Below are 23,993 nucleotides of genomic sequence, written 5' to 3' on the forward strand. Positions count from 1 at the left end.
TTAACATAAAAAGTCTCATTCCTCTATATTGACCCTACTAACTAAGATTATCTCCGCAATTGCCTTAAACCATTTTTAGTTATCTGCATAGATTAGTATGAGAGACCTTTTAGAAAGGAGGCGATGTTATGCCGCCACGTCCACAAGTTCCTTTTAGAGGAGGGGGCATGATGCGACCACCGATGAACCCAATGATGGGTAGGGGAAATATGAATCCGATGATGGGTAGAGGTAGAATGAGCCCAATGATGGGAATGGGCAGAGGCCCACAAGCGAGACAAGGAGGAGGACTTCTTGCAAAGCTTCTTGGTAAAGGCAAGCAAGCAGGCGGAATGCAAGCCCTAAGCGGGGCAAGTCGTGCAGCGGGGGTAGCTGGAACAAATGCAGGTAATACCGCTGGAGCTGGAGGAGGTTTACTGAAAGCTTTAACTAACCCTTCTTCGATCAATGGATTTTTAGCAAATACACAAAAAGTGTTAGGTACTGCTCAACAAATTGGTCCTATGGTTCAACAATATGGTCCTATGGTTCGAAATTTACCTGCTATGTGGAGATTATATAAAGGCTTAAAAGATGCCCCATCAGAAACAGAAAATGAAACGACTAATAATAGTGTGGATGTAGAAGATTCAACGGTTAAGGAAACCAAGAAAAAAGTACGAAAAAAGACAACAGCTAGCTCACCAGCTGTTTCAGATGACATAAAAACTGCACCATCTAATACCCCTCCTGGAAGCTCGGTACCAAAACTATATATTTAACTTGAAAGAATGCTTCCTATGCATTCTTTTATTTTTGTCTGGATAGTTTGTCCTTTTGTATTATCTCCTCAAGTTATATATAATTAATCCATAGAATAAGAGCATAAATCGTGCTTTTAGGGGGACTTATGATATGAAAATAATTAAAATTTCACCACGAGGTTACTGTTACGGTGTTGTTGATGCAATGGTTATTGCAAGAAATGCCGCTCTAGATAAAACACTACCAAGACCAATCTATATATTAGGGATGATTGTTCATAATAAGCACGTAACGGATGCTTTCGAGGAAGAAGGTATTATTACGCTAGATGGTAAGAATCGAAAAGAAATTCTTGAAAAAGTAGATGGTGGGACTGTGATATTTACAGCCCATGGAGTCTCTCCGGAAGTGAGGGAGCTAGCAAAAGAAAAAGGACTCGTTTCTATTGATGCAACATGTCCAGATGTGACCAAAACTCATGATTTGATTAGAGAAAAAGAGAAAGAAGGCTTTCAAATCATCTATATTGGTAAAAAAGGACATCCAGAGCCTGAAGGAGCTGTTGGAGTTGCTCCACATATTGTTCATCTCGTTGAAACAATTGACGACGTGAACCAACTACAAATTGAAAGTAACAAAATCCTTGTGACCAACCAAACAACTATGAGTCAATGGGATGTTGGACATATTATGGATAAGATAAAAGAAAAGTACTCGCATGCAGAATTTCATAAAGAGATTTGCTTAGCAACTCAGGTCCGCCAAGAAGCTGTTGCTGAGCAAGCAGGGGAAGCCGATGTTCTTATCGTCGTTGGAGACCCAAAAAGCAACAACTCTAATCGTCTTGCACAAGTGTCTGAGGAAATAGCCCATACTAAAGCATACAGAATTGGGGATTTATCAGAACTAAATGTAGACTGGATTAAAGATGCTTCTACGGTTGCTGTAACTTCTGGTGCGTCTACACCAACACCAATTACCAAGGAAGTCATTAGTTTCATTGAACAGTTTAATCCACTGGATGAATCTACATGGGTGACGGAGAAAAAAGTACCACTTAATAAAATCCTTCCTAAAGTTAAGAAATAGGATATTAAAAACCGGTTCTTTAATATGGCAGAACCGGTTTTTTCTTACCAAATGTTAGGTCTTTAATCTTATTATAAAAATTGAAAAGGATCCGTTTCCTTCTCAGAAGGGAAAATCTTAACATCATATCCTTTTTCCGCAAACATCTTCGTTAAAATGTTTGAGACTCCTTTTTTCATAACCTTTTCAACATTGTGTCCGGGGTCAATAATATTAAGGCCTTCTAAGATCGCATCATGAGCTACATGATAATACATATCTCCCGTAACATAGACATCAGCACCTTTAAATTTCGCCGACATGAAATATTTATTCCCATCTCCACCAAGTACCGCTACCTTTTTAACTTTTGAATCCAAATCTCCAACCACACGAAGTCCATGCACTCCTAGAGCCTCTTTTACGTGAAGGGCAAAATCCTTCAATGTCATTTGATCTATAGTTCCAATTCTACCTAAGCCCAATGTTTCTCCTTTATTATCAAGAGGATAAATATCATAGGCAACTTCTTCGTAAGGGTGAGACTTTATCATCGCAGAGACAATTTTCTTTTCTAATTGTGCTGGAAATATCGTCTCTATTCTAGTTTCATGAACCTCTTCAATTTTCCCGATGGTACCTATATGGGGGTTTGTATCTTCGCCAGGTAAGAATTGCCCTATTCCACTACCAGAAAATAAACAATGACTATAATTTCCGATTGAACCAGCCCCAACGTTTCCTAATGCTTCCTTCACTTTTTCAGCATCTTCATTAGGCACAAAAACAACTAATTTTTTGAGTTTAGTTTCGTATGTAGGTACGAGAACCTCAGTGTCAGATAAACCTAGAGCCTCAGCAAGTAAATCATTAACTCCGCCCTTAGCAACATCCAGATTCGTGTGAGCTGCATAGACAGCTATATCATGCTTAATTAGTTTTTCGATTATTCGACCATATGCTGTGTCAGTTGTGATTTTCTGTAACGGTCTAAATATAATCGGATGGTGCGCAATAATGAGTTGGACGTTCTTTTCAATCGCCTCGTCTACTACATCTTCTAGCACGTCCAGCGCAACCATTACATTGTCTACCTGTTTATTTAATCGCCCAATTTGTAGGCCAATTTTGTCCCCTTCCATCGCGTACGACTTTGGAGAAAAATGCTCAAACAATTGGATGACTTCATGTCCGTTTACTTTTTTCATTGTTTTAAGGTCTCCTCTACCATTTTTATTTTATCTAGGAGCTCTTGTTTCTTTTGTTGATTTTCAATTGTTTCATTTGCTTTATCTAATTGATCTAAGATTCTTTTCCAATTTTCCATTTCATTTGACCATTTCTTTAAAAAGGCTTCCGATTGCTTTTGGATTAAATACGGTCCCATCAAAAGACCTTCATCCATCTTGTTTTTATTATAGGCCTTAAAGGCATTGCCTTTTTCGGCTACTAGAACCTCATAAATCTTTCCATCCTCTTCTAAAATCTCTTCCTCTACTAGTGTCCAATTATGATCTAATAACCATGTACGGATAGAGATGGCACTTATATTAGGTTGAAGAACAAGTCTCTTTACTGAGTCAAGTTTTGACTTTCCCTCATCTAGAATTTGAGATATTAAAGCTCCACCCATCCCTGCTATTGTGATACAATCCACTTCTCCAGGCTGAATGACTTCTAAACCATTTCCTTTCCGTACTTCAATTTTGTCCGTTAAGCCTTCCATTTGAACTTGTTTTCTAGCAGATTGGAAAGGACCTTCTACTACTTCTCCTGCTATAGCAAAAACTGCTTTCCCACTTTGAACAACATGACATGGTAGATATGCATGGTCTGACCCTATATCAGCAAATGAACTTCCCTCAGGAATATATTTTGCGACCGTGGCTAATCTATCAGATAATTTATTTGTATTCATTTTTACCCTCACTTCTATGGATGCAAGATGATATCACAATTTACATTATTTTAAATACGTACAAGGGTTCTTGGAACCGCCTCCTATTAGTATAAAAAAAGTCCTTTGCATATGCAAAGGACTTTCATGACTTAATTATTTAATTTCAGCTAACCATTCAGCCATTTCTGTAGCCTTATCAGCAGGAACTAGCCCTGGTGGCATAGAACCTACACCGTTAACAAGAATGTCTGCAATTTGTTCTGTAGAAAGCTTATCTCCAACACCAGTTAACGCAGGTCCAACTCCACCTTGGTACGCGTCACCGTGACAGCCAATACAGCTTTGCTTATAAATATCTTCTGGGTTCGCTGCTACTTCTTCCGTTTCTTCACCATGACCTTCTCTTTCTGCTGCAAGCTCGTCCATATCGCCTAAACCTTTGAAAGAAAGGAAGAACATTGCCATAACACCGAAAACCATAATTAAGACAAACGGTATAATTGGATTACGATTCATGATTTAACCTCCTTATGTAAGAACATTTCAGTAAATAATTATAGAATACAAACAATTTCTATTGTACTTGAAAAAATGCAGAAGGAAAAGACCTAAAGTAAACTTTGTCACATTATGTTCGCAAAATGGACAAAAACTTCATCAAAATGATGAAGTTTCTGCCCATATATTGTATAATTTTTGCTATTTCGAAATTATATTTCTATTTAACAACCAATTTGCCTTGCTATGACCATTCTTTGCACTTCTGATGTACCTTCACCAATTTCTGTTAGCTTGCCGTCTCTCATATAACGTTCAACATGGTACTCTTTCATATAGCCATATCCACCATGAATTTGTACAGCCTGATCTGCGACCTCCATACAAATTTCTGAGGCGTACAATTTACACATAGAAGCCTCTTTTGAAAACGGGCGACCATTGTCTTTTAACCAAGCTGCTTTATAGACCATGTTTCTTGCTAATTCTATCTTCATTGCCATATCAGCTAGTTTAAATTGAATCGCTTGAAAGTTTGAGATAGAACGACCAAACTGTTTACGCTCCTTTGCGTAGCTAAGTGCTTTCTCGTAAGCAGCTTGAGCAATACCTACCGACATAGCTCCAATTCCAATTCTCCCACCATCTAGGGTAATTAAGAATTGTTTAAATCCTTCTCCTCTTTTGCCGAGCAAGTGCTCAGTCGGAACGCGTACGTCTTCAAGTACAAGTTCAGTAGTGTTGGAAGCATTAAGTCCCATCTTTTCATAATTATCGATAATCGTAAAACCTTTTGCATCAGTTGGAACGATAATAGCACTTATCTCTTTCTTTCCATCATTCTGTGCGGTAATAGCCGTAAGGGCCAGATGCTTTGCATAGCTTGCATTTGTAATGTAACATTTATTTCCATTGATAATGTATTCTCCATTATTTTCGACTGCTGTAGTCTGCGTTCCTCCAGCATCTGATCCTGCGTTAGGCTCTGTTAAACCAAACGCGCCAAAAGATTCTCCTGTACAGATTGGAACTAAATATTTTTGTTTTTGCTCTTCTGTTCCAAACAGGTTCAATGGAGCTCCACCTAATGATATATGTGCAGAATAAGTAATACCTGTAGAAGCACACGCACGACTCAGCTCTTCTGTAACGATCGCAAAGCTAATGGTATCTGCTCCTCCACCACCATACTCTTCAGGAAATGGAAGTCCCATCATACCCATATCAGCTAACTTCTTAAAGATTTCTTTTGGAAATTCTTTTGTTCGATCCCTCTCCAACGCTCCAGGTGCAACCTCTTCGTTTGCAAACTCATGGATAGTTTTTAGAATCATCTCTTGTTCTGTTGTTAAATCGAAATTCATTTATATCCCCCTTAGACGCATTATTGAACACGCTTTCATTACTATTATAAAAGGGAAATAACAATTTTCACAACATTTAAAAACTTCTCAAAAAATTTTATTATATGAATATAGAAACAATTAATAAAGCAATTCCTAATAATCCTGAGATGGTAAAATACAAGATTTTAAGTCTCCACCCTGTAAATAGCCAGAGAAAACAATTTAGAAACAACACCATATATAGGGTTTGGGGGTTATTAGGAAAACTACCCGATATAATTTCTACAGAAGCTAGCAGCAACATCAAAGCGATTACGATTAGCGGAATTTGCATCAGAATCCCTTTTTTAGAAAAATAAAAAATTACAAATAATCCTGAGATCATTAAAAAAGCTAAAAGAGCCATTTGCAAAATGAAAGACAATTCAGTAAAATAAATTAAAAACACAGAAACTGGAATTAACATCAGGAAAAGATACTGTTTCTTATCAAAACGATTCTTTGTTTGATTTTTTATAAATTCCTTCGGCCGGTTTCCCTCCGTGTATAGCGTTAGCAAATAATCGCAGTATTGTACCGGAAGCATGCGGCTTTCCTTCCAATAAAGAATTTCTTTCACGATGATTTTTTTTCGGTTTTCATCCATATTTGAGTGTCCTTTCTAACTGACAAATAAAAGTAAAATAGCGGCTATTACGAACCATTGGGCCTAATATAACAAAAAAATAGTTCACTTCAATTGTAAGAAGTAAACTATTTTCTGGCAATCCTTTTATTTTTATCCAGCACTTAGAAATCAAATAAACTGAGCGAATTTCTAATTTTATTCTAAAAAGTCTTTTAATCTCTTGCTTCTGCTTGGGTGTCTTAACTTCCGTAATGCTTTCGCTTCAATTTGTCTAATACGTTCACGTGTTACACCAAAGACTTTTCCGACCTCTTCTAGCGTTCGTGTACGACCGTCATCTAGACCGAAACGAAGTCTTAATACATTTTCTTCTCTATCTGTTAGAGTATCTAGTACATCTTCAAGTTGTTCTTTTAATAATTCGTAAGCAGCGTGTTCCGAAGGAGAAGTAGCATCTTGGTCTTCAATAAAATCTCCTAGATGAGAATCATCTTCTTCACCTATTGGAGTTTCTAATGATACAGGCTCTTGAGCTATTTTTAGAATTTCACGTACCTTATCAGGAGATAGGTCCATATCTTCTCCGATTTCTTCCGGACTAGGTTCGCGTCCAAGATCTTGTAATAACTGACGTTGAACTCGAATTAATTTATTAATGGTTTCGACCATGTGAACAGGGATACGAATGGTTCTAGCCTGGTCAGCTATTGCACGAGTAATCGCTTGGCGAATCCACCAAGTCGCATACGTACTAAACTTGTATCCTTTTCGGTAATCAAACTTCTCAACTGCCTTAATTAGACCCATATTTCCTTCTTGGATAAGGTCTAAAAATAGCATTCCACGCCCAACATATCTTTTTGCGATACTAACTACAAGACGCAGGTTTGCTTCAGCAAGGCGTCTTTTAGCTTCCTCATCTCCATCTTCAATACGTTTAGCTAGTGAAATCTCTTCTTCAGCAGAAAGAAGGTCAACACGCCCTATTTCCTTTAAGTACATACGAACAGGGTCATTTATTTTCACACCTGGAGGAACGCTTAAGTCATTTAAGTCAAACTCTTCTTCACCTTTAGCTAGTTCTTGAATGTTTGGATCAGAGTCTTCGTTATCACCAACTAGTTCTACCCCTTGGTCACCAAGAAACTCATAAAACTCATCCATTTGATCTGAATCTAATTCAAAATTGGAAAGCCTCTCCGCAATATCATCATAAGCTAAAACCCCAGTTTTCTTACCTATTTCTGTTAATTGATCCTTCACTTGTTCTAGGGTCAAATCTGAATCAACCTCTTTTGAACGGGCCGATTTTTCAGCCATATGTACCCCTCCTTCCAAAAATCACACACGATATATCCTTTAGCTCTTTTATTAGAACACACGAGCATTATGAGAAAACGCACTCTATAAGTAACACTTTATAGAGACTTGCGTAAATTAATAATTTCCATTGCGATGGCCGCTGCTCTAGCGAAATCTTTTTGACGCTCAGCTTCCTTCTCTTCCACTTCTTTTTCTTTTATTTTTAACAACTTTTGATAATTCAACACCTGTTTAATATAATCAGTTAATTCTTGATCGCTTGGCTCTTCATTTATGGACATCATTTCAATGTTCGTTACGATTCTTTTTAGCTTTTCATCTTCTAGATAATTTAAGAATGAACTTACATTGGGTTCCATTCCTTTTTCATAAAATCCAAATAAGTAAGTAATAATTGCTTGATGTTCATCAATATTGAATGGATTTCCCTGTAGTAACTGTTGCACTTTATATGCAATATCAATATTTCTTAGCATATAAGCAATTAATCTTCTTTCTGCTGTATGATATGCAGGCTTTAACGTATCTACTTGCCTTGGTACGATTAATGTTTTTGTAGTGGCTTGCACAGCTTGCCCTCTATTATTTCGTTTGTTAGCAAAATAGATCTTTTTTTGTTCCTGCTTCAATGCCTCTAAAGATAGTGAAAAATCATTAGCTAATTGCCTTAAGTAATGATCTCTTTCAACTGCTTTTTCAAGGAGACTGATCTCCTTTAATACATCTTCGATATATTGCAGTCGATTTCCTTCATCTTGAAGATCTTTTCCTCTTCTCAGATAGAGAAGTTTGAATGACATGAAAGTAACACTAGCCCCCATGACTTCTTTGGAAAACTTATCTTCACCAAATTTCTTAATATACTCGTCAGGGTCTAATCCATCAGGCATAAGCGCAACCCTTACGTTACAACCTGAATCTGAAAGCGAATTTCCTGCTCGATAGGCAGCCTCAATTCCGGCATTATCAGAGTCATAACATATTGTTACCGATTGAACATTCCTTCTTATAATGGAAACATGTTCATCTGTAAGTGATGTCCCCATCGTGGCAACACCATTTTCAACTCCAGAACGGTCTGCTGCAATCACATCTGCAAACCCTTCAAATAATACAAGTTGTTGTAGTTTTTTTAGGCTTGGTCTAGCCAAGTGAAAGTTATATAAAATTTTACTTTTGTTAAAAATTGCCGTTTCGGGACTATTTAAATACTTAGGCTCATTATCGGCCCCTAGGGATCTCCCTGAAAATGCAATTGTATTTCCTTTAAGGTCAAAAATAGGGAACATAATCCGATCACGGAAACGGTCAAAATATGCACCATCCCTTTCACGCCTTATGATAAGACCTGCTTTTTCTAACAGTTCTGGTTGAAAATTTCTCTTAGTTAGAAACTTATAAACAAAGTCCCAAGATTTTAGGGCATAACCGATTTGAAATTTTTCAATAGACTTTTGAGTAAAGCCTCTGTTGAGCAGATATTCTAAAGCGTGCTGACCATCTTTTGTATTTACAAGCAAATGATGGTAAAATTTACGTAACAGTTCATGAGCTTCCATCATTTGTTGAAAATCTTTAGGTACGGATTTTTCCTTCGCATAATTTGGTGATAGTTGTAATTCTACATTTGCCTTATCAGCCAACTTAAGAGCAGCTTCTTGAAAGGAGAAACCCTCAATTTCCATTAAAAATGAGAATACATTCCCGCCTGCTCCGCAACCAAAGCAATGATATATTTGCTTGTCTGGTGAAACGGAAAAAGACGGTGAGTTCTCGCCATGGAAAGGACATAAACCAAAGTAATTACGTCCTTGTTTCTTTAGCTGAACATAATCGTTAACGATATCGACGATATCAACAGCTTGCCGAATTTCATTAATTTTATCCTCGGCGATACGCTCTGCCATGAGAACAACTCCATTTTAATAATGAGGTATTCGCGAAAAATTAAAGATTTCCTTCAAATTTCGACAAAATTTTATTTAGTTTTTTTGAAAACCTTTCTCGATCTTCTTTTGAGTAAGGTTTTGGACCTTTACCATATTTCCCTTGTCTTCGTGCTTTTGCAGCGAAGTATCTCATATCTAATGCAGCTTGAATATCCTTTTCTTCATACAAGATTCCCCTTGGAGAAAGGACATAAACCCTTTTAGAATAAGGGTAGATGCTAGGCCGATGTCTTGTGTTATCACGACATCTTCTTTCTTTACATGGTTATAATGATAAATCCGCCGCTTCTCTACTCGAGTCCACGATTTTCCAAATCCCAGCAGAGGTATCATTTTTGACGTGATCATATGAAGCTACAAACATAACCCCAATTTCATAACGCCTAGCAATTTCGACAATTTCCTCTTTTACGGGACATGAATCTGCGTCAACAAGGACGATTGGTTTTCCTATTGTTCTTATAATTCTACATCACTCCACATATTCCTTCTAAAAAGAAATAAGTTTTGGAATTGTGAATATGTCGAATTTTTTTTAGACCCCATTCTTGACTTCTGACAATAAATAGTTTATTCGTTCACATGGAAGTCTAAACCTAAATTTGATACATTTTTATCACAATTTTTTATTATAGTACATAAAAATTGATTTTACCATAATTTTATCTCTTGTTTGGCCTCGATTTTAATAAAACACTCAGATAAAAAAATTTTTAATGTTCCCCATAGTAGATACTATGTACAATCGTGTTATCCTTTTAAACATAAATGGTTGACTATTTATCATAAGTGATTTAATATAAAAATTTTTCACAAAATCAAAAAAGAAAATAGCACCATATTATATGTGCTATTTTCGCATTTCTTTCTTGTAATAATAATTTAAAATGACATTCGCTGTTTCCTCTACAGCCTTGTTCGTTACATCAATTACGTTACAGTCCATTCTTTCAACGATCTTTTCAAAATAAGAAATTTCCTCTTTTATTCGTTCAATGTTTGCATAACTTGCCTTATCATTTAAACCTAATGAAATTAATCTTTCACGTCGGATATTATTTAATTTTTCAGGGCTAATTTTCAAGCCAAAGCACTTATCAGAAGGAACTTTAAACAACTCTTCTGGAGGATCCACTTCAGGTACTAGAGGTACGTTTGCAACCTTTAGTCTCTTGTGTGCTAAATATTGTGAAAGAGGAGTTTTTGACGTTCTAGAAACACCCACTAGTACAATATCAGCTTTTAGAATTCCTCTAGGATCCCGTCCATCGTCATATTTCACAGCAAATTCAATGGCTTCTACCTTTTTAAAATAATCTTCATCCAGTTTACGAACTAATCCTGGTTCAAAAAGTGGCTGTTTTCCACAGGCCCTTTGAATTTGATCCATTAAAGGTCCAATAATATCACAAGCATAAATTCCTTCTTTTTCTGATAGTTCTTTCATATATTCTCTAATTTCTGGTTTCACTAACGTATAAGCAATCATACCTTGATCTAGCTTTACTAATGAGATAACTTCGTCGATATTTGATTTGTCTTCAACGTAAGGAAACCGTTTAATCGTTACGTCTGTACCTTCAAATTGACTAATAGCAGCTTTAGTAACCAATTCTGCCGTTTCTCCTACTGAATCTGACACTACATAGATGATTGGCATTTTTCCCATTCTATTTAACCAACCTCCTCTAACTTATTTCATACGGGTTTTCCAACCATTTTAACATAAGATAATGGTTCTAACCCATTCGATTTCAGATTTTTAAATACTACCCTTCCTAAAAGAGGTTAATCGTTATCTCCAAGTGCTACAAACGCCTTTGTAATGTTCGTTTTTGTAATCCGTCCTATAACTTCAAAGCCTTTTTCAGTTTCTTTTACTACTGGCATAGCATCAATTTGCTTTTCAATTAGTTTCTTCCCAACTTCTATAAGCAAATCATCCCTTTTACACATGGTTATATTCGGCATTCTAGTCATAATGATGTTAACAGGTAGGCTTGTTAACTCCTGATTCCCGATGCTTGCCCTTAATAAATCCTTACGTGATAGAACTCCCACTAGTACCGTTGATTGATCTACTACAAAAAGGGTTCCCACATCCTCTAGAAACATCGTAACAATTGCATCATACACGGATACATTTTCATTCACGACAACAGGAATGGACTGATAATCCTTTACATAAAGCTTTTTTAAATTTTCGGTTAATAGCTGTACACCTGATTTCCCTGTATAAAAATAACCTACCCGAGGCCTTGCATCAAGATAACCTGCCATGGTAAGTATCGCAAGGTCCGGTCGAAGTGTAGCTCTTGTTAGATTTAGCCTATCAGCAATGTGTTCTCCAGTAATAGGACCATTTTCCTTCACGATATGCAAGATTTGTTCTTGTCGTTTATTGAGTTCTATTGTACTCACCACCTAACTGAAACAGTTCTGAATAATGTTATACTTTATATTAATTATTATATACTATATATCCAAAATGAAAAGGATAAGATTTTAGTTGATATGGGGTCACTACAAGAAAAAGAGTCTATCCGTCGAAGGTAGACTCTTTTATTGATATACATATTACCTTAAGAAAGGGAAAATTCCCGAATATTGTTTATTTTACGTTTATTTCATTTACATTTGCAAATTGTGTAATTTTTTCAGCAATCTTAACCATTAAGCTTAAACGATTTTGACGAACAGCTTGATCGTCTGCCATGACCATTGTATGCTCAAAATAGTTTGCGATGTCGTCCTTTAAAGAGACTAATAGTTGATAGTACTCCTCTTCTGAAGTTGTAGAGGTAAGTTGACTACTAATTTCTGTAAAATGTTGATATAACTTCGATTCATGCTCATTCTCAAATAGTTCTTCATTCACATTTACAACGCTCTCTGCTTTACTAGAAATATTTATGACACGGCTTAAGGCTTCCATACTTTCCTTAAAGCTTTCTTCTTCTTTCTTAGCATTTAAAATATTTACTTTCTTAACAAGTGAAGATATAACTCCCACTTTGTTTGCTAAGACTGAGTCGATTAAGTCATAGCGATTTCCTAGCTCCTGTAAGATATATTTAATTCGAAGTTTAAAGAAAGATAGAATTTCGTTTTCTAGCTCTTCTTGATCTTGTTTAGCAATTCCAGCTTCTACTAATGGGGTAACTGCTTTCTTAATTAGGTCCTCTAATTCAACATGCCAATCCTTTTGGATTAATATTTGAACAATCCCTGAAGCTTGTCGTCTTAAAGCATATGGGTCCTGGGAGCCACTTGGAATCACTCCAATGCTAAAGAAAGAAACAATTGTATCAAGCTTATCTGAGATGGAAAGAACTGCACCCTCAATACTGCTTGGGGTAGCATCTTCCGCATTGCGAGGCATATAATGTTCGTTTACAGCCTTTGCTACTTGCTCCGTTTCACCTTTTTGTAGAGCATATTTCTCTCCCATAAACCCTTGAAGTTCAGGAAACTCATATACCATATTTGTCACTAAGTCGAACTTACAAATTTCCGCTGCTCTATCCGAAGATTCCTTTTCAGTTTGATTAAAAGAAAGCATATCAGTTAGTTCATTTGTTAATTTTCGGACACGAGCTACCTTTTCAGCAAGAGTGCCAATCTCTTCATGATAGACAATACTCCCCAGTTTGTTTAATGCATCATTAATTGAAAGTTTATGATCTTCCTTATAGAAAAATGCAGCATCAGATAGTCTTGCTCTTAGCACTTTTTCATTCCCTTTTGCTACCCTATCTAAATGAAGGTGATCGCCGTTTCTAATTGTAACGAAGAAAGGTTGAAGCTCACCATTTTTTGATTTTACCGGAAAGTATCGTTGATGCTCCTTCATAGAGGTAATTAGTACTTCCTCCGGTAATTCTAAAAATTCTCCTTCAAATTTTCCAAATAAGGCAGTTGGATACTCAACAAGATTATTTACTTCCTCTAGTAAAGTTTCGTCTATTGGAATAACCCAATTGTTCTCTTCTTCTAATTTCTGAATTTGAGAAACAATTGCTTCTTTACGTTTCACCCCGTCAACGATTACATGCTGCCCTAAGAGTGCAGTTTCGTACTCTGCTGGAGAAGCAATCTCAATTCTCTCTCCTAAGAAACGATGACCTAAACTCCAATTGCTTGTGTTTACTCCTACAATATCAAAAGGAACTACTTCATCTCCAAATAGAGCAACCAACCATTTTATTGGTCTAATATATTTTAAGTCATGACTTGCCCATCTCATATTTTTCGGGAAGTTTAAACCTGTAATAATTTGTTTCAATTCTCCCAGTAGTTCTTTTGTTTCTAGTCCTTTAACAAACTTATTTACATGGACATATTCGACACCCTTGATTTCTTTATAGTAAATATCTTCTACAGTCGCACCTTGCCCTCTAGCAAAACCAATAGCTGCTTTTGTCCACTCACCATTTGCATCTTGAGCAATTTTTTTAGCCGGACCTTTCGCTTCTTCATGAATATCTTGCTGTGAAACATCTACATCTTTTACAAATACAGCTAACCTTCGAGGAGTAGAGAAAGCTTGAACTTCACCATAGCCAATTTGTTTCGACTCTAACCATGATTTAATTTTTTCTGATAGCTGGTTCATAGAATTCGTAACGAATCTAGCGGGCATTTCTTCTAATCCAATTTCTAATAGTAAATCTTTCTTATTCATGGCTATTCTCCTCCTCTGTCATTAAAATTGGGAATCCAAGTTTCTCACGTTCTTCATAGAATGTTTTTGCTATTTTTCTTGCTAGGTTACGACAACGACCGATGTAACCGGTACGCTCTGTGACAGATATGGAACCTCTTGCATCAAGAATATTGAACACATGAGAGCACTTTAGCACGTAATCATACGCAGGGTGAACAAGACCTTCATCCATTTGTCGATGTGCTTCTTTTTCATAAATGTTAAAAAGATTAAACAACATATCAGGATCAGATGTTTCAAACGTATATTTTGAATGCTCATATTCTGGTTGAAAGAAGATATCTTTGACCGTGAACCCCTTCGTCCATTCAAGCTCAAATACATTTTCCTTATCTTGAATGTACGAAGCTAGTCTTTCAATTCCATATGTGATTTCAACAGAAACAGGCTTGCACTCTAACCCACCAACTTGTTGGAAGTAAGTAAACTGTGTAATTTCCATCCCATCTAGCCATACTTCCCATCCTAATCCTGCGCAACCAAGGGAAGGATTTTCCCAGTTGTCCTCTACAAATCGAATATCATGCTCTAGAGGGTTAATTCCTAGTGCACGAAGGGAATCCAAATAAAGTTCTTGGATATTATCAGGGGAAGGCTTCATAATAACTTGAAATTGATGATGCTGATATAAGCGGTTAGGATTCTCTCCATACCGTCCATCAGCAGGGCGACGTGAAGGCTCCACATACGCTACATTCCAAGGTTCAGGACCAATTGCTCTTAAAAATGTGTAAGGGCTCATTGTACCTGCCCCCTTCTCCACATCATATGCTTGCATTAAAATACATCCTTGATCTGACCAATGCTTTTGTAAAGTTAAAATCATATCTTGAATATTCATAGCCTTACTTCCTTTCAATTTAAGTAACTCATTTTTAAATTTCTTATAAGGGGTGTTGCCTTCCACTCCGTCAACTTTCTCAAAAAACTTTAATAACCAGCCTGTAGCATAGTTCTCGAGAAAAACAAAAAAACTCCCATCCCTATGCTCTAATTAGCATAGGGACGAGAGTTACCCGCGGTTCCACCCTATTTGCTGCTTTAAACGCAGCCACCTTAAATGGTATCTTTGCTCCGGACTGCCTTCCTTAATGCTCTATTTCCTAGCTCACACCAACCTAGGATCGCTTTTATAGAGGAGACTAAGTACTACTTTCCTTCAACGCAATATTAATTTAATTTGAATCATAGCCGAAACAAATTAGAAAGTCAATAATCATTCACGTAAATTTCCCAATTGATTGATTTGATTAAGAAATTTCTTTGTCTTCAGGTGAAGCCCTGAATATTCATCATAATAAGCGTTAATTACTTTTTTCAGTTCAGCTTTAGTTTCCTCTTTAACAGAGATATTTCCTAATCTACTTAAGTCGAAGTAATAAAAAACACGAAGAAGCTTTAACGCTGCTGGTGAAATTTTAAAATGATATGGGTCCTTCTCTAAGCAACGATGACATAGAAGACCACCTTCTCTAATTGAAAAGGCGAACTGACCATCTGTACTTTTACAAATTGAACACTCATTTAAAATAGGATAGAGTCCTATTGTATTTAACATTTTCATTTCAAAAATATTAACCAAAATCTCAGGGTCATAACCCTCATTTATATAATTCAATGTCTGATGAAGCAATTCAAATAAATAAGGATTTGGCTTTTTTTCATCTAAACTCTTATCTGTTAGATCAATAACATAACTACCATAAGCAGTTAGAAAAATATCTTCTTTAATAGATCTCATGGAAGATATCATCTCACCCTGCTGTAAACTTCCTAGTCCACTACTTGTTTGAATTAAAAAATTGCCGTATGTAAAAAGTTGGGTGACAGCAGCCAACCTACTATTAGGCTTCTTAGCTCCTTTTGCCATCACTCCAACCTTCCCAAATTCACGCGTATATAAAGTAACAATCTTATTTGTTTCACCATAATGATTGGTTCGAATGACGATGCCTTCACATTTTTGAAGCATCTTTGGTCACCATCCCTGTCAAGTGACAAACCTATGAGATGGGAAAATCAACCTCTGCTAGCTCTTCATCATAGTCTCCGGGTATTTCTTGATTCTCCTTTTCTAACTCCTTAAAGAGAAGATAAGTGTCAATATTACCTGTTTCTTTAAACACCTTCCAGGTAAAATCTAACATCAAAAACCCCACCTTTCAATTTTTAACTAGCAATACCTATCCCAAATCCTTACCTTTATCATAGCCCTGTCCTTCCAAAATCATGAGACGAAAATATTGTAAATCGAAAGCATGCATAAAATAAAAATCCTCTTAATACTTTAAAAAGGGAAATTAATATTCGTCTTCTCTAAAGCCAAAATCCCTTAGTTGCGTCATTTTATTGCGCCAATCTTTTTGTACCTTAACCCATAATTCTAAAAAGACTTTTGAACCTAATAGATTTTCAATATCGATACGTGCCCTTTTTCCAATTTCCTTTAACATGCCGCCTTGCTTTCCGATGATGATTCCTTTTTGAGAGTCTCGCTCAACAATGACGGTTGCCATAACATGGATTACATCTTTGTCTTCTAAACGTTCCATCTTTTCAATCACGACCGCGAGCGAATGAGGAATCTCTTCTCTTGTTAAATGCAAGGCCTTTTCGCGAATTAACTCTGAAACGATAAATCTTTCTGGGTGATCTGTCACTTGATCTGCCGGATAGTATTGAGGCCCTTCCGGTATATATTTCTTGATCGTTTCTAATAAATTTTCAACGTTATTGCCTTCCAGTGCAGAGATTGGAATAACTTCTGCAAAATCATATTTCTCTTTATATGAATCAATAAGTGGTAGTAGTTTATCAGGGTGAAGTTGGTCTATTTTATTTATAACAAGAAAGATGGGTGTTTTTACGGTTTGAAATTTTTCTAGAATAAATTCTTCCCCGCGACCATACCCTTCCTCTGCATTAACCATGAATAGAATTAAATCAACTTCTTTTAGAGTATTTTGAGCCACTTTCATCATAAAGTCCCCAAGCTTATGCTTAGGTTTATGAATCCCTGGTGTATCTATAAAGACTAGTTGAGCATCATCTGTTGTTAAAACACCTTGCACTTTATTCCGAGTTGTTTGTGGCTTATCACTCATTATGGCAATTTTTTGGCCAATAACACGGTTAAGGAAAGTCGATTTCCCTACGTTCGGGCGTCCAATAATTGATATAAAACCTGATTTATGGCTTTGTTTGTTTGCATCTTCTCTATTCATGTAAATCCTCCGGTGAAAAAGCTCCAGGTAATAATTCTTCTACTGTTAGTTCTTGAATATCCCCTTTTAAGTTCGTTAAAACCACTTTCATGTCTTTTGGGCACAATTCTGAAATAACTTGACGGCAGGCTCCACACGGTGGTACTGGACGATCGGTATCCGCAACAACCGCAATCATCGTAAACTTACGGTCACCTTCCGAAAATGCTTTAAATAGTGCTGTTCTTTCGGCACAATTTGTCATACTGTAAGCTGCATTTTCGATATTACATCCATGATATACTTTTCCATCTTCTGTTAAAAGAGCTGCTCCTACTTGAAACTTTGAGTACGGAACATATGCTTTGTCTCTTGCCAATTTAGCTTCTTCAATTAATTTTTCAATATTCACAAGTTTTCTTCCTTTCAGCTAAGAAGACTACCGCTTCTTATATTTTACCTCATTTTGAATGATTTTTCATCGATTGTAAGGAAATCGTAATATAAAAATTAGAATTTTCCAAAAATTAATTTGTACTAAGGTTCTTTTGCTATGTCATTTTACCTTTTTTGGGTAGCGTTTTCAAATATTGACCTAACAAATATTTATTTTTCAAATTAAGCCTCATCCCAGTTTCACTTAATTACGCTATTCAAGAGCATCCACCTTTACTAAGGCATCAATAGTAAAGAACAAAAGCGCAAGCGCCCGTTTAGCGCCGTATAAACTGGACTCCCTCCGTATGAGATAAAGGAAACACGAAGAGCGTTAGCGATTCGATGTTGACTTATCGTAAGGAGTGAAAAATCATTCGATTTTTCTTAGGAGGGGGGGAAGTTTACTAGGCGCTGGGCGCTGGAGCTGGACGTAATAACTAACTTAGAGTTATACACATGCTAGTATTTTATAATTTCCTAGAAGACAAAAGACCACTATAAAAGTGGCCTTTTACAACAGGGTAAGAATTTTTGGAAGGAAAATGATAACGCCTACTATCACTGATAAGATGGCGTATATAAATACAGCTCCTGCTGCTGCATCTTTCGCCTGCTTTGCTAAAGGATGATATTCAGTAGTGACTAAATCAACCACTCTTTCAATCGCTGTATTCAGGAGCTCCAACGAGAGCATCCCTCCTATAGCAAGAACAATGAAAATCCATTCAACATGAGAGAGGTTTAAAAATATTCCTAACGAAATAACCATTATAGAGATCACAAAATGGATTTGTAGGTTCCTCTCTCTTTTTGCTGCATGAATAATCCCTTGTATAGCATATTTGAATGATCGAAACACACTTTTTAGAAAAGGACGATTATCTTTGTAATCCGAATTCATTTAAGATTTCCTTCTGTCGATTAAACATGACTTTTTCTTCTTCTTCAGTCTCGTGGTCATAACCTAAAAGGTGTAAAAATCCATGTAGCGCCAAAAAACCAAGCTCGCGTGAGAGAGTATGCCCATACTCTTCAGCCTGCTCTTTCGCTTTATCTAGCGAAATAATAATATCCCCAAGGATTCTAGGCATTTCAACACCTGTAACGACGATTTCACCTTCACCCATTTCTTCAAGAGCAAATGAAATGACATCTGTAGGTTTATCCTTATCACGGTATTCTCGGTTAATTTCTTGGATCTTATCGTCAGTTACAACTGTTACAGATACCTCACTATTTCCTTCAACGTTTTCGAGTCTTGCAGCAAAATTTAGAAGCCCCTCAATCATATTATGGTTTTCATCATTTAGTTGAGCTGTCTCGTCTAATAAATCAATAATTAAACTCATGCTTGTTTCACCTTCTGTTTTGTCATTTCTGGATACTCAATTCGAGAGTGGAAAATACCTTTTAGCGTCTCACATAGGGTGTTTCCAACTGTTTCTAATTCTTTTAACGTCAAGTCACACTCATTTAATTGTCCGTCCTGAAGTCGGTCTGCAATGATATTTCGAACCAGTCCGTCTATTTGTTCAGGCTTCGGATTATTCAAGGAACGAACAGCCGCTTCAACACTATCCGCTATTCCAATAATAGCGGTCTCTTTCGTTTGCGCTTTCGGTCCAGGATAACGGTATTCCTTTTCGTTAATGTCAGGTACATTTTGCAATGCCTTATGATAAAAATATTTCAACAAGGTGGTGCCATGATGCTGTTCTGCAATATCCACAATTTCCTTCGGCATCTTATACTTTCGTAACATTTCAGCCCCATCGGTCGCATGAGCAATAATAATATTCTTGCTTGTTTGAGGTGGAAGGCGATCATGCGGATTTTCAATATTAATTTGGTTTTCAATAAAGAACTGTGGTCTTTTTGTCTTTCCGATATCATGGTAATAACAACCCACTCTTGCAAGCAATCCGTTAGCTCCTATTGCCTCACAAGCAGATTCTGCTAAGTTAGCAACCATTACACTATGGTGATACGTACCAGGAGCTTCGGTTAGTATTTTTCGAAGCAACGGGTGGTTAGGATTGGACAATTCAATTAATCGCATCGTCGATAATATTCCAAAACCTGCTTCAAAGAAAGGTAGTAATCCAATGGTTAAAACGGCAGAGGTAATTCCTGAAATGATTGCAGTTACCATATAGAAAGTATAATCCAAGGGACTATATTGCCCATTTTTGATAAGGATTAATGAAATAATTACCATAAGGTTTACAACCGTGACAAACATCCCTGCTTGCAATATTTTTGTTCTTTGATTTTGTTTACTTAAAAATAGAATACCCGCCAAACCACTTGCAATAATATAGATTCCTACATTAAAGTTAAACGCGCCAGTGAGGCCTTCATTAAATATGATACTCCCACAGACTGCCATAATAATGGTAAATAAGACGGCAAGGCGCTCGTTAATTAATAGCTTAATTAACATTGCTCCCATTGCAGCGGGAAATAAATACCCCACTTCTGAGTATTCAAACTGTTGAATCAAGCTTATCCCTTTCATGATCACCACAGAAAGCAAGAAGATAAGGCTATAAAGAAGTAAGAAGTTTTGCTTTAATTCTCTTCTGGCATCTAACTCATAGAAGTAATAATATAAAGTTGTTAGAATGATTCCGATAATAAGAACTAGACCAACAAAAGGTAATACAGACTTTTCATTATCTAATAGCCCAACGAGTTCAAGCTGTCTATAAACCTCTCTACTAATGAGTTGATTTTCTTCAACTATAATTTGCCCCTGTAGGATTTTTACTGGTTCAACACTTTCTTTTGCCTGTTCACGTAATTCCTGTGTGGCAATTAGATCGTAAAATTGATTTTGAATAACTGCATATCTTCCTAAATCTATAGCAGCACTTTTTAAATTTCCATTTAAGCTTGTATATTTAAGCTCCTCTTCAACTCGTTTTTTTGCATTTTCAACTTGATTTGCAGGAATCTCTTTGCTCATGACATTATTGATTGCTGTAATCGTTAGATCCTTTGTAATCGATAGATCCTCTTTGTTAGCTGAAATTAATGCGTGGAAAACTGGATCGGGAACTTCTTTTACAATGTCCTCTGTTAACTTTTCTTTCATCATCTGGACTTTTTCACTGACTGAAGGTTCAGATATGACTGGTGGATTGCTCCCTTCTGCTTCTATTTCAGTAACTTCTTTATTTTTCTCCTCCATACTCTTTTTTACTTCACTATTTACCTCGGATGCAGAATCAAATATGGATGTGATTAAATCGACCCGATTCTCGGTAATTTCTTTTTTCATAATATATACATCTTTAACCTGGTCTTCCGCTTCTACTCTCTTTTTCTCGGTACTTTCCTTATCTTCTACCGTAATTGGTGACCGGACGGTTTGTTCTGCAATGGTAAATAAACTTAAATTTAATTTTTCTGGCTTTACATTACTGTACATCGCAAAATAAAGAATGAACCCAAGTAATACAAAGAGGAGCACTCTAAAAATCGTGATATCTAATAAGCTACGGATTTTCATTAACTGTTGTTGAATCTTATCCACTAAAATCCCTCCTATCACTGCGATAAACGCTTGATAAGTAATTTTTAATGTACGGACTGTTCAGTTTATCTTTTCTTTATACACCATTTTATACCTTTTTATGGAAAATTAAAAATAGATATGTAAAACTAGTTACTCAGGTACTTCATTTACTATAAGTATTAATGAAGACGGTGATAACGGTGTTTATAAAATGATAACAGTTTTCCGTACAAGTTTCACCCTTAAATAGAACAAATGACGAATATCAACAATAGATAAGGCTAGTGCTGAACTGAATAGGTATCTTGCTAACCAATGACTGTTTTCGCATTGATTGTTTCTATTCACTTGTTCAAAAGTAATTTAAAGTAGATAGCAGCAACGTTTACGAAAAAGCCTAACCAATAAAAAACTGCACCTCCAATTGTTAGTTATGTCTAACAATTGGGGTGCAGTTTAAAGCCTAACAGTTAATCATTTTCTTTTTGATCATAAGCTTCAATAATTTTTCCAACTAGAGGATGTCTAACTACATCGCTTTGTACCAGATATTGAAAGGAAATCCCTTTTACCTCTTTTAAAATGGTCTCAGATGTAATTAGTCCAGACTTAACTCCTTTTGGTAGGTCCACTTGTGTTTTATCTCCTGTAATTACCATCTTTGACCCAAAGCCTAGACGCGTTAGGAACATTTTCATCTGAGCTCCAGTTGTATTTTGGGCCTCATCGAGAATTACGAAAGCATCATCTAAAGTTCGTCCACGCATATACGCAAGAGGTGCTATTTCAATCGTTCCTCTTTCAATAAGTCTTTGAGTATGCTCAGAACCTAAAACATCATTTAATGCATCATATAGAGGTCTTAAGTAAGGATCTACCTTTTCTTTTAAATCACCTGGTAAAAATCCTAAGCTTTCTCCTGCTTCTACAGCTGGACGCGTTAATATAATTCTTTTAACATAACCGTTTTTCAGTGCATTTACAGCCATCACAACCGCTAGGTAGGTTTTCCCTGTTCCAGCAGGACCAATTCCAAAAACAAGGTCATTATGCTTAATAGCTGTTATATATTGACGCTGTCCAATGGTCTTGGCACGAATGGATTTGCCTTTGGCATTTTTCGTAATTTCTTCTTCGTATATATTCTTAAAGTATTCAAGAGTACCTTTCTTAGCCAACTGGATCGCATACATAACATCTCTTCCATTAATGCTAATCCCTTTTCTAATGACATAAAGAAGATTGTCTAAAATGCCACTAACTAGTTCAACTTGCTCCTGATCTCCAGAAACACTAATTGTTTCGCCCCTTGTTACGATAGAAACATTTAATTCCTGTTCGATCATTTTAATATTTGCATCTTGATTGCCTATTAATGAAATAGCTTCATTTGGATCTTCTAGTTGAACATTCATTGTTTTCAAATCTACTGTCATTCCAACTCTCCTTGAATAATTGGTTGTCCTTGTGCGATATCTTCAATTACCTGAAAATGTATTGATAGGTTTACTTTACCATTCTCAATTGTTTGGTGCAAAACTTTTTCACCTTTAATAGTAGCATTTTCACTTAACTGATTTTTTATATCTCTTCTTGCCATTTCTTTTGCAACTTCAATGGCTTCTTCTTTTGAGTAGGTCCTTTTGATATCTTCACTTTCTCTAAATGTGTGCTGTATATAGCTAATTGGAAGTGTCCATTTTAGGAAATGAATATTTTTTTCATTTGCTTCTTTTTCGTATTTAGGAAATTCCACTTTGCCGAAGCCCCAGAAAGGGATCGATAAATTCCCTATCTTAATATAGTGTTTTGTTTTTTCATTCCCGTTAAAAACTTGAAAGTTTGTCTCAAGTGGTAGCAGGACTTGAGACTTGTACCAAGTTTCACCTAAAACTTGACCTTTTGCAGGTACCGACTTCGTTTCTCCTTCTTTACCAATTAGACCTGATACCAGAAGTTGTCCCTTTTGAACATGATCATGAACCTGAACTTGTGGGTCCCCTTCCTCTATAAACATGTCAACAATGACTGCTTTCTTTTTAGCTACAATATTTCTTGGCCCCAGTTTCTCTGGTTTTTCAGGTTCTGTCTTTTCGACCACTTGAAGGTGGTAGGTTGTCCCCTTTAATTCAACACCTACCCATGTTAATCCTTCTACATTGTCTATAATAGATCGCTGTATCCCTTCAGGATTTGATAAGAAAAATTGAAATTGTCCCTTTTTCACCCCTACTGAATGGAGATGCTTTCTAATCTTATATTCTGTTGCAGGGTCTGCTCCTTGAATTTGAATTCCCCAAACCATGTTAGATAAAACGAAAATACTAATGATAAATAGGGCCACGCCAATCATAAATCCACTATTCTTTAACAGACGTTTTATAAGAAAAGGAATTCCAGCCCGACGAAGGAATTCGATTTTACAATCTGAGTTGCGAACAGCATGCCTAATCTTCTTAGCATCCTGAAGGTTCACCTTAAAGGTTAAAGAATGTGTGCCATGTCGTTTGACATCCCATATCACCATATTATTTCTGGTTAATGTATTTAGGAGTCTTTCTACCCCTTGTCCAGTAACCTTGACTGTAATAATTCCAGAATAAAATTGAATCCAATGATTCTTCATTTCCGGCCTCCTAAATAATTCGAT

Annotated in this window: 22 protein-coding genes, 1 pseudogene and 1 other annotated feature; of the genes and pseudogenes, 2 read left to right on the forward strand and 21 right to left on the reverse strand. The window is 36.3% G+C overall.

What is annotated here, in order from left to right:
• Window positions 1-128 precede the first annotated feature (128 nt).
• Both vrrA and ACFYKX_RS21650 read left to right on the forward strand, forming a co-directional pair.
• Complete coding sequence (gene vrrA, locus ACFYKX_RS21645) at window positions 129-761, forward strand: VrrA/YqfQ family protein (RefSeq protein ID WP_389363512.1); 633 nt, start codon at window positions 129-131, stop codon at window positions 759-761.
• Between the two features lie 133 nt (window positions 762-894).
• Window positions 895-1,833: a 4-hydroxy-3-methylbut-2-enyl diphosphate reductase gene (locus ACFYKX_RS21650; RefSeq protein ID WP_389363514.1), complete on the forward strand. Its 939-nt coding sequence runs from the start codon at window positions 895-897 to the stop codon at window positions 1,831-1,833.
• A gap of 71 nt (window positions 1,834-1,904) precedes the next feature.
• On the opposite strand, the gene ACFYKX_RS21655 is transcribed toward ACFYKX_RS21650, so the two are convergent.
• From ACFYKX_RS21655 to yqfD, 21 genes and pseudogenes are all read right to left on the reverse strand, one after another.
• Complete coding sequence (locus ACFYKX_RS21655) at window positions 1,905-3,020, reverse strand: Nif3-like dinuclear metal center hexameric protein (protein ID WP_389363516.1); 1,116 nt, start codon at window positions 3,018-3,020, stop codon at window positions 1,905-1,907.
• Entirely contained in the window at window positions 3,017-3,730 is a 714-nt protein-coding gene (locus tag ACFYKX_RS21660; protein ID WP_389363518.1) for a tRNA (adenine(22)-N(1))-methyltransferase, read from the reverse strand. Before ACFYKX_RS21660 ends, ACFYKX_RS21655 begins: the two co-directional genes overlap by 4 nt.
• 135 nt (window positions 3,731-3,865) lie before the next feature.
• Complete coding sequence (cccA, locus tag ACFYKX_RS21665; RefSeq protein WP_389363520.1) at window positions 3,866-4,228, reverse strand: cytochrome c550; 363 nt, start codon at window positions 4,226-4,228, stop codon at window positions 3,866-3,868.
• A gap of 206 nt (window positions 4,229-4,434) precedes the next feature.
• Window positions 4,435-5,574, reverse strand: a complete 1,140-nt coding sequence (locus ACFYKX_RS21670) for an acyl-CoA dehydrogenase family protein (protein ID WP_389363522.1) — start codon at window positions 5,572-5,574, stop codon at window positions 4,435-4,437.
• A gap of 100 nt (window positions 5,575-5,674) precedes the next feature.
• The gene (locus tag ACFYKX_RS21675; protein ID WP_389363524.1) at window positions 5,675-6,202 is read right to left on the reverse strand and encodes a hypothetical protein; all 528 of its coding nucleotides are present in this window, start codon (window positions 6,200-6,202) and stop codon (window positions 5,675-5,677) included.
• 177 nt (window positions 6,203-6,379) lie between these two features.
• A complete protein-coding gene (rpoD, locus tag ACFYKX_RS21680; protein WP_389363526.1) occupies window positions 6,380-7,504 on the reverse strand; it encodes an RNA polymerase sigma factor RpoD in 1,125 nt (374 codons plus the stop codon).
• A 98-nt stretch (window positions 7,505-7,602) separates the two neighbouring features.
• On the reverse strand, window positions 7,603-9,414 hold the full coding sequence (dnaG, locus tag ACFYKX_RS21685; protein ID WP_389363528.1) for a DNA primase: 1,812 nt from the start codon (window positions 9,412-9,414) through the stop codon (window positions 7,603-7,605).
• A gap of 40 nt (window positions 9,415-9,454) precedes the next feature.
• A pseudogene (locus ACFYKX_RS21690) lies at window positions 9,455-9,919 on the reverse strand (YaiI/YqxD family protein).
• 387 nt (window positions 9,920-10,306) lie between these two features.
• Window positions 10,307-11,125: a pyruvate, water dikinase regulatory protein gene (locus ACFYKX_RS21695; RefSeq protein WP_389363530.1), complete on the reverse strand. Its 819-nt coding sequence runs from the start codon at window positions 11,123-11,125 to the stop codon at window positions 10,307-10,309.
• Between the two features lie 119 nt (window positions 11,126-11,244).
• A complete protein-coding gene (locus ACFYKX_RS21700) occupies window positions 11,245-11,880 on the reverse strand; it encodes a helix-turn-helix transcriptional regulator (RefSeq protein ID WP_389363532.1) in 636 nt (211 codons plus the stop codon).
• A gap of 187 nt (window positions 11,881-12,067) precedes the next feature.
• Window positions 12,068-14,140 carry a glycine--tRNA ligase subunit beta gene (glyS, locus tag ACFYKX_RS21705; protein ID WP_389363533.1) on the reverse strand — a complete coding sequence of 691 codons (2,073 nt, stop codon included), beginning with the start codon at window positions 14,138-14,140 and terminating at the stop codon, window positions 12,068-12,070.
• Complete coding sequence (gene glyQ / locus ACFYKX_RS21710) at window positions 14,133-15,023, reverse strand: glycine--tRNA ligase subunit alpha (protein WP_389363535.1); 891 nt, start codon at window positions 15,021-15,023, stop codon at window positions 14,133-14,135. Before glyQ ends, glyS begins: the two co-directional genes overlap by 8 nt.
• A gap of 157 nt (window positions 15,024-15,180) precedes the next feature.
• Window positions 15,181-15,354: a binding site (T-box leader), on the reverse strand.
• A 44-nt stretch (window positions 15,355-15,398) separates the two neighbouring features.
• The gene (recO, locus tag ACFYKX_RS21715; RefSeq protein WP_389363537.1) at window positions 15,399-16,154 is read right to left on the reverse strand and encodes a DNA repair protein RecO; all 756 of its coding nucleotides are present in this window, start codon (window positions 16,152-16,154) and stop codon (window positions 15,399-15,401) included.
• 31 nt (window positions 16,155-16,185) lie between these two features.
• Window positions 16,186-16,329 (reverse strand): YqzL family protein, encoded by a 144-nt coding sequence (locus ACFYKX_RS21720; protein WP_389363539.1) that lies wholly within the window; start codon window positions 16,327-16,329, stop codon window positions 16,186-16,188.
• 153 nt (window positions 16,330-16,482) lie between these two features.
• Window positions 16,483-17,406 carry a GTPase Era gene (gene era / locus ACFYKX_RS21725; protein WP_389363540.1) on the reverse strand — a complete coding sequence of 308 codons (924 nt, stop codon included), beginning with the start codon at window positions 17,404-17,406 and terminating at the stop codon, window positions 16,483-16,485.
• The gene (locus ACFYKX_RS21730; protein ID WP_389363542.1) at window positions 17,399-17,797 is read right to left on the reverse strand and encodes a cytidine deaminase; all 399 of its coding nucleotides are present in this window, start codon (window positions 17,795-17,797) and stop codon (window positions 17,399-17,401) included. The genes era and ACFYKX_RS21730 overlap by 8 nt, the downstream gene beginning before the upstream one ends.
• A gap of 537 nt (window positions 17,798-18,334) precedes the next feature.
• Window positions 18,335-18,724, reverse strand: coding sequence for a diacylglycerol kinase family protein (locus tag ACFYKX_RS21735; protein WP_389363543.1), 390 nt, complete (start codon window positions 18,722-18,724; stop codon window positions 18,335-18,337).
• Window positions 18,702-19,172: an rRNA maturation RNase YbeY gene (gene ybeY / locus ACFYKX_RS21740; RefSeq protein WP_389363545.1), complete on the reverse strand. Its 471-nt coding sequence runs from the start codon at window positions 19,170-19,172 to the stop codon at window positions 18,702-18,704. The genes ACFYKX_RS21735 and ybeY overlap by 23 nt, the downstream gene beginning before the upstream one ends.
• Window positions 19,169-21,337, reverse strand: coding sequence for an HD family phosphohydrolase (locus ACFYKX_RS21745; protein WP_389363697.1), 2,169 nt, complete (start codon window positions 21,335-21,337; stop codon window positions 19,169-19,171). The genes ybeY and ACFYKX_RS21745 overlap by 4 nt, the downstream gene beginning before the upstream one ends.
• Before the next feature lie 476 nt (window positions 21,338-21,813).
• Window positions 21,814-22,779, reverse strand: a complete 966-nt coding sequence (locus ACFYKX_RS21750) for a PhoH family protein (protein WP_389363547.1) — start codon at window positions 22,777-22,779, stop codon at window positions 21,814-21,816.
• Window positions 22,776-23,969 carry a sporulation protein YqfD gene (gene yqfD, locus ACFYKX_RS21755; RefSeq protein WP_389363549.1) on the reverse strand — a complete coding sequence of 398 codons (1,194 nt, stop codon included), beginning with the start codon at window positions 23,967-23,969 and terminating at the stop codon, window positions 22,776-22,778. The genes ACFYKX_RS21750 and yqfD overlap by 4 nt, the downstream gene beginning before the upstream one ends.
• Window positions 23,970-23,993 lie beyond the last annotated feature (24 nt).

The sequence above is a fragment of the Cytobacillus spartinae genome, from assembly GCF_042865285.1.
Lineage (GTDB): Bacteria > Bacillota > Bacilli > Bacillales > Cytobacillaceae > Robertmurraya_A > Robertmurraya_A spartinae.

Bases quoted from the DNA above. Each gene is read 5' to 3' on its own strand.
- vrrA (WP_389363512.1), top strand. From the start codon at position 129: ATGCCGCCACGTCCACAAGTTCCTTTTAGAGGAGGGGGCATGATGCGA.
- ACFYKX_RS21650 (WP_389363514.1), top strand. From the start codon at position 895: ATGAAAATAATTAAAATTTCACCACGAGGTTACTGTTACGGTGTTGTT.
- ACFYKX_RS21655 (WP_389363516.1), bottom strand. From the start codon at position 3,020: ATGAAAAAAGTAAACGGACATGAAGTCATCCAATTGTTTGAGCATTTT.
- ACFYKX_RS21660 (WP_389363518.1), bottom strand. From the start codon at position 3,730: ATGAATACAAATAAATTATCTGATAGATTAGCCACGGTCGCAAAATAT.
- cccA (WP_389363520.1), bottom strand. From the start codon at position 4,228: ATGAATCGTAATCCAATTATACCGTTTGTCTTAATTATGGTTTTCGGT.
- ACFYKX_RS21670 (WP_389363522.1), bottom strand. From the start codon at position 5,574: ATGAATTTCGATTTAACAACAGAACAAGAGATGATTCTAAAAACTATC.
- ACFYKX_RS21675 (WP_389363524.1), bottom strand. From the start codon at position 6,202: ATGGATGAAAACCGAAAAAAAATCATCGTGAAAGAAATTCTTTATTGG.
- rpoD (WP_389363526.1), bottom strand. From the start codon at position 7,504: ATGGCTGAAAAATCGGCCCGTTCAAAAGAGGTTGATTCAGATTTGACC.
- dnaG (WP_389363528.1), bottom strand. From the start codon at position 9,414: ATGGCAGAGCGTATCGCCGAGGATAAAATTAATGAAATTCGGCAAGCT.
- ACFYKX_RS21695 (WP_389363530.1), bottom strand. From the start codon at position 11,125: ATGGGAAAAATGCCAATCATCTATGTAGTGTCAGATTCAGTAGGAGAA.
- glyS (WP_389363533.1), bottom strand. From the start codon at position 14,140: ATGAATAAGAAAGATTTACTATTAGAAATTGGATTAGAAGAAATGCCC.
- glyQ (WP_389363535.1), bottom strand. From the start codon at position 15,023: ATGAATATTCAAGATATGATTTTAACTTTACAAAAGCATTGGTCAGAT.
- recO (WP_389363537.1), bottom strand. From the start codon at position 16,154: ATGCTTCAAAAATGTGAAGGCATCGTCATTCGAACCAATCATTATGGT.
- ACFYKX_RS21720 (WP_389363539.1), bottom strand. From the start codon at position 16,329: ATGTTAGATTTTACCTGGAAGGTGTTTAAAGAAACAGGTAATATTGAC.
- era (WP_389363540.1), bottom strand. From the start codon at position 17,406: ATGAATAGAGAAGATGCAAACAAACAAAGCCATAAATCAGGTTTTATA.
- ACFYKX_RS21735 (WP_389363543.1), bottom strand. From the start codon at position 18,724: ATGAATTCGGATTACAAAGATAATCGTCCTTTTCTAAAAAGTGTGTTT.
- ybeY (WP_389363545.1), bottom strand. From the start codon at position 19,172: ATGAGTTTAATTATTGATTTATTAGACGAGACAGCTCAACTAAATGAT.
- ACFYKX_RS21745 (WP_389363697.1), bottom strand. From the start codon at position 21,337: ATGAAAATCCGTAGCTTATTAGATATCACGATTTTTAGAGTGCTCCTC.
- ACFYKX_RS21750 (WP_389363547.1), bottom strand. From the start codon at position 22,779: ATGACAGTAGATTTGAAAACAATGAATGTTCAACTAGAAGATCCAAAT.
- yqfD (WP_389363549.1), bottom strand. From the start codon at position 23,969: ATGAAGAATCATTGGATTCAATTTTATTCTGGAATTATTACAGTCAAG.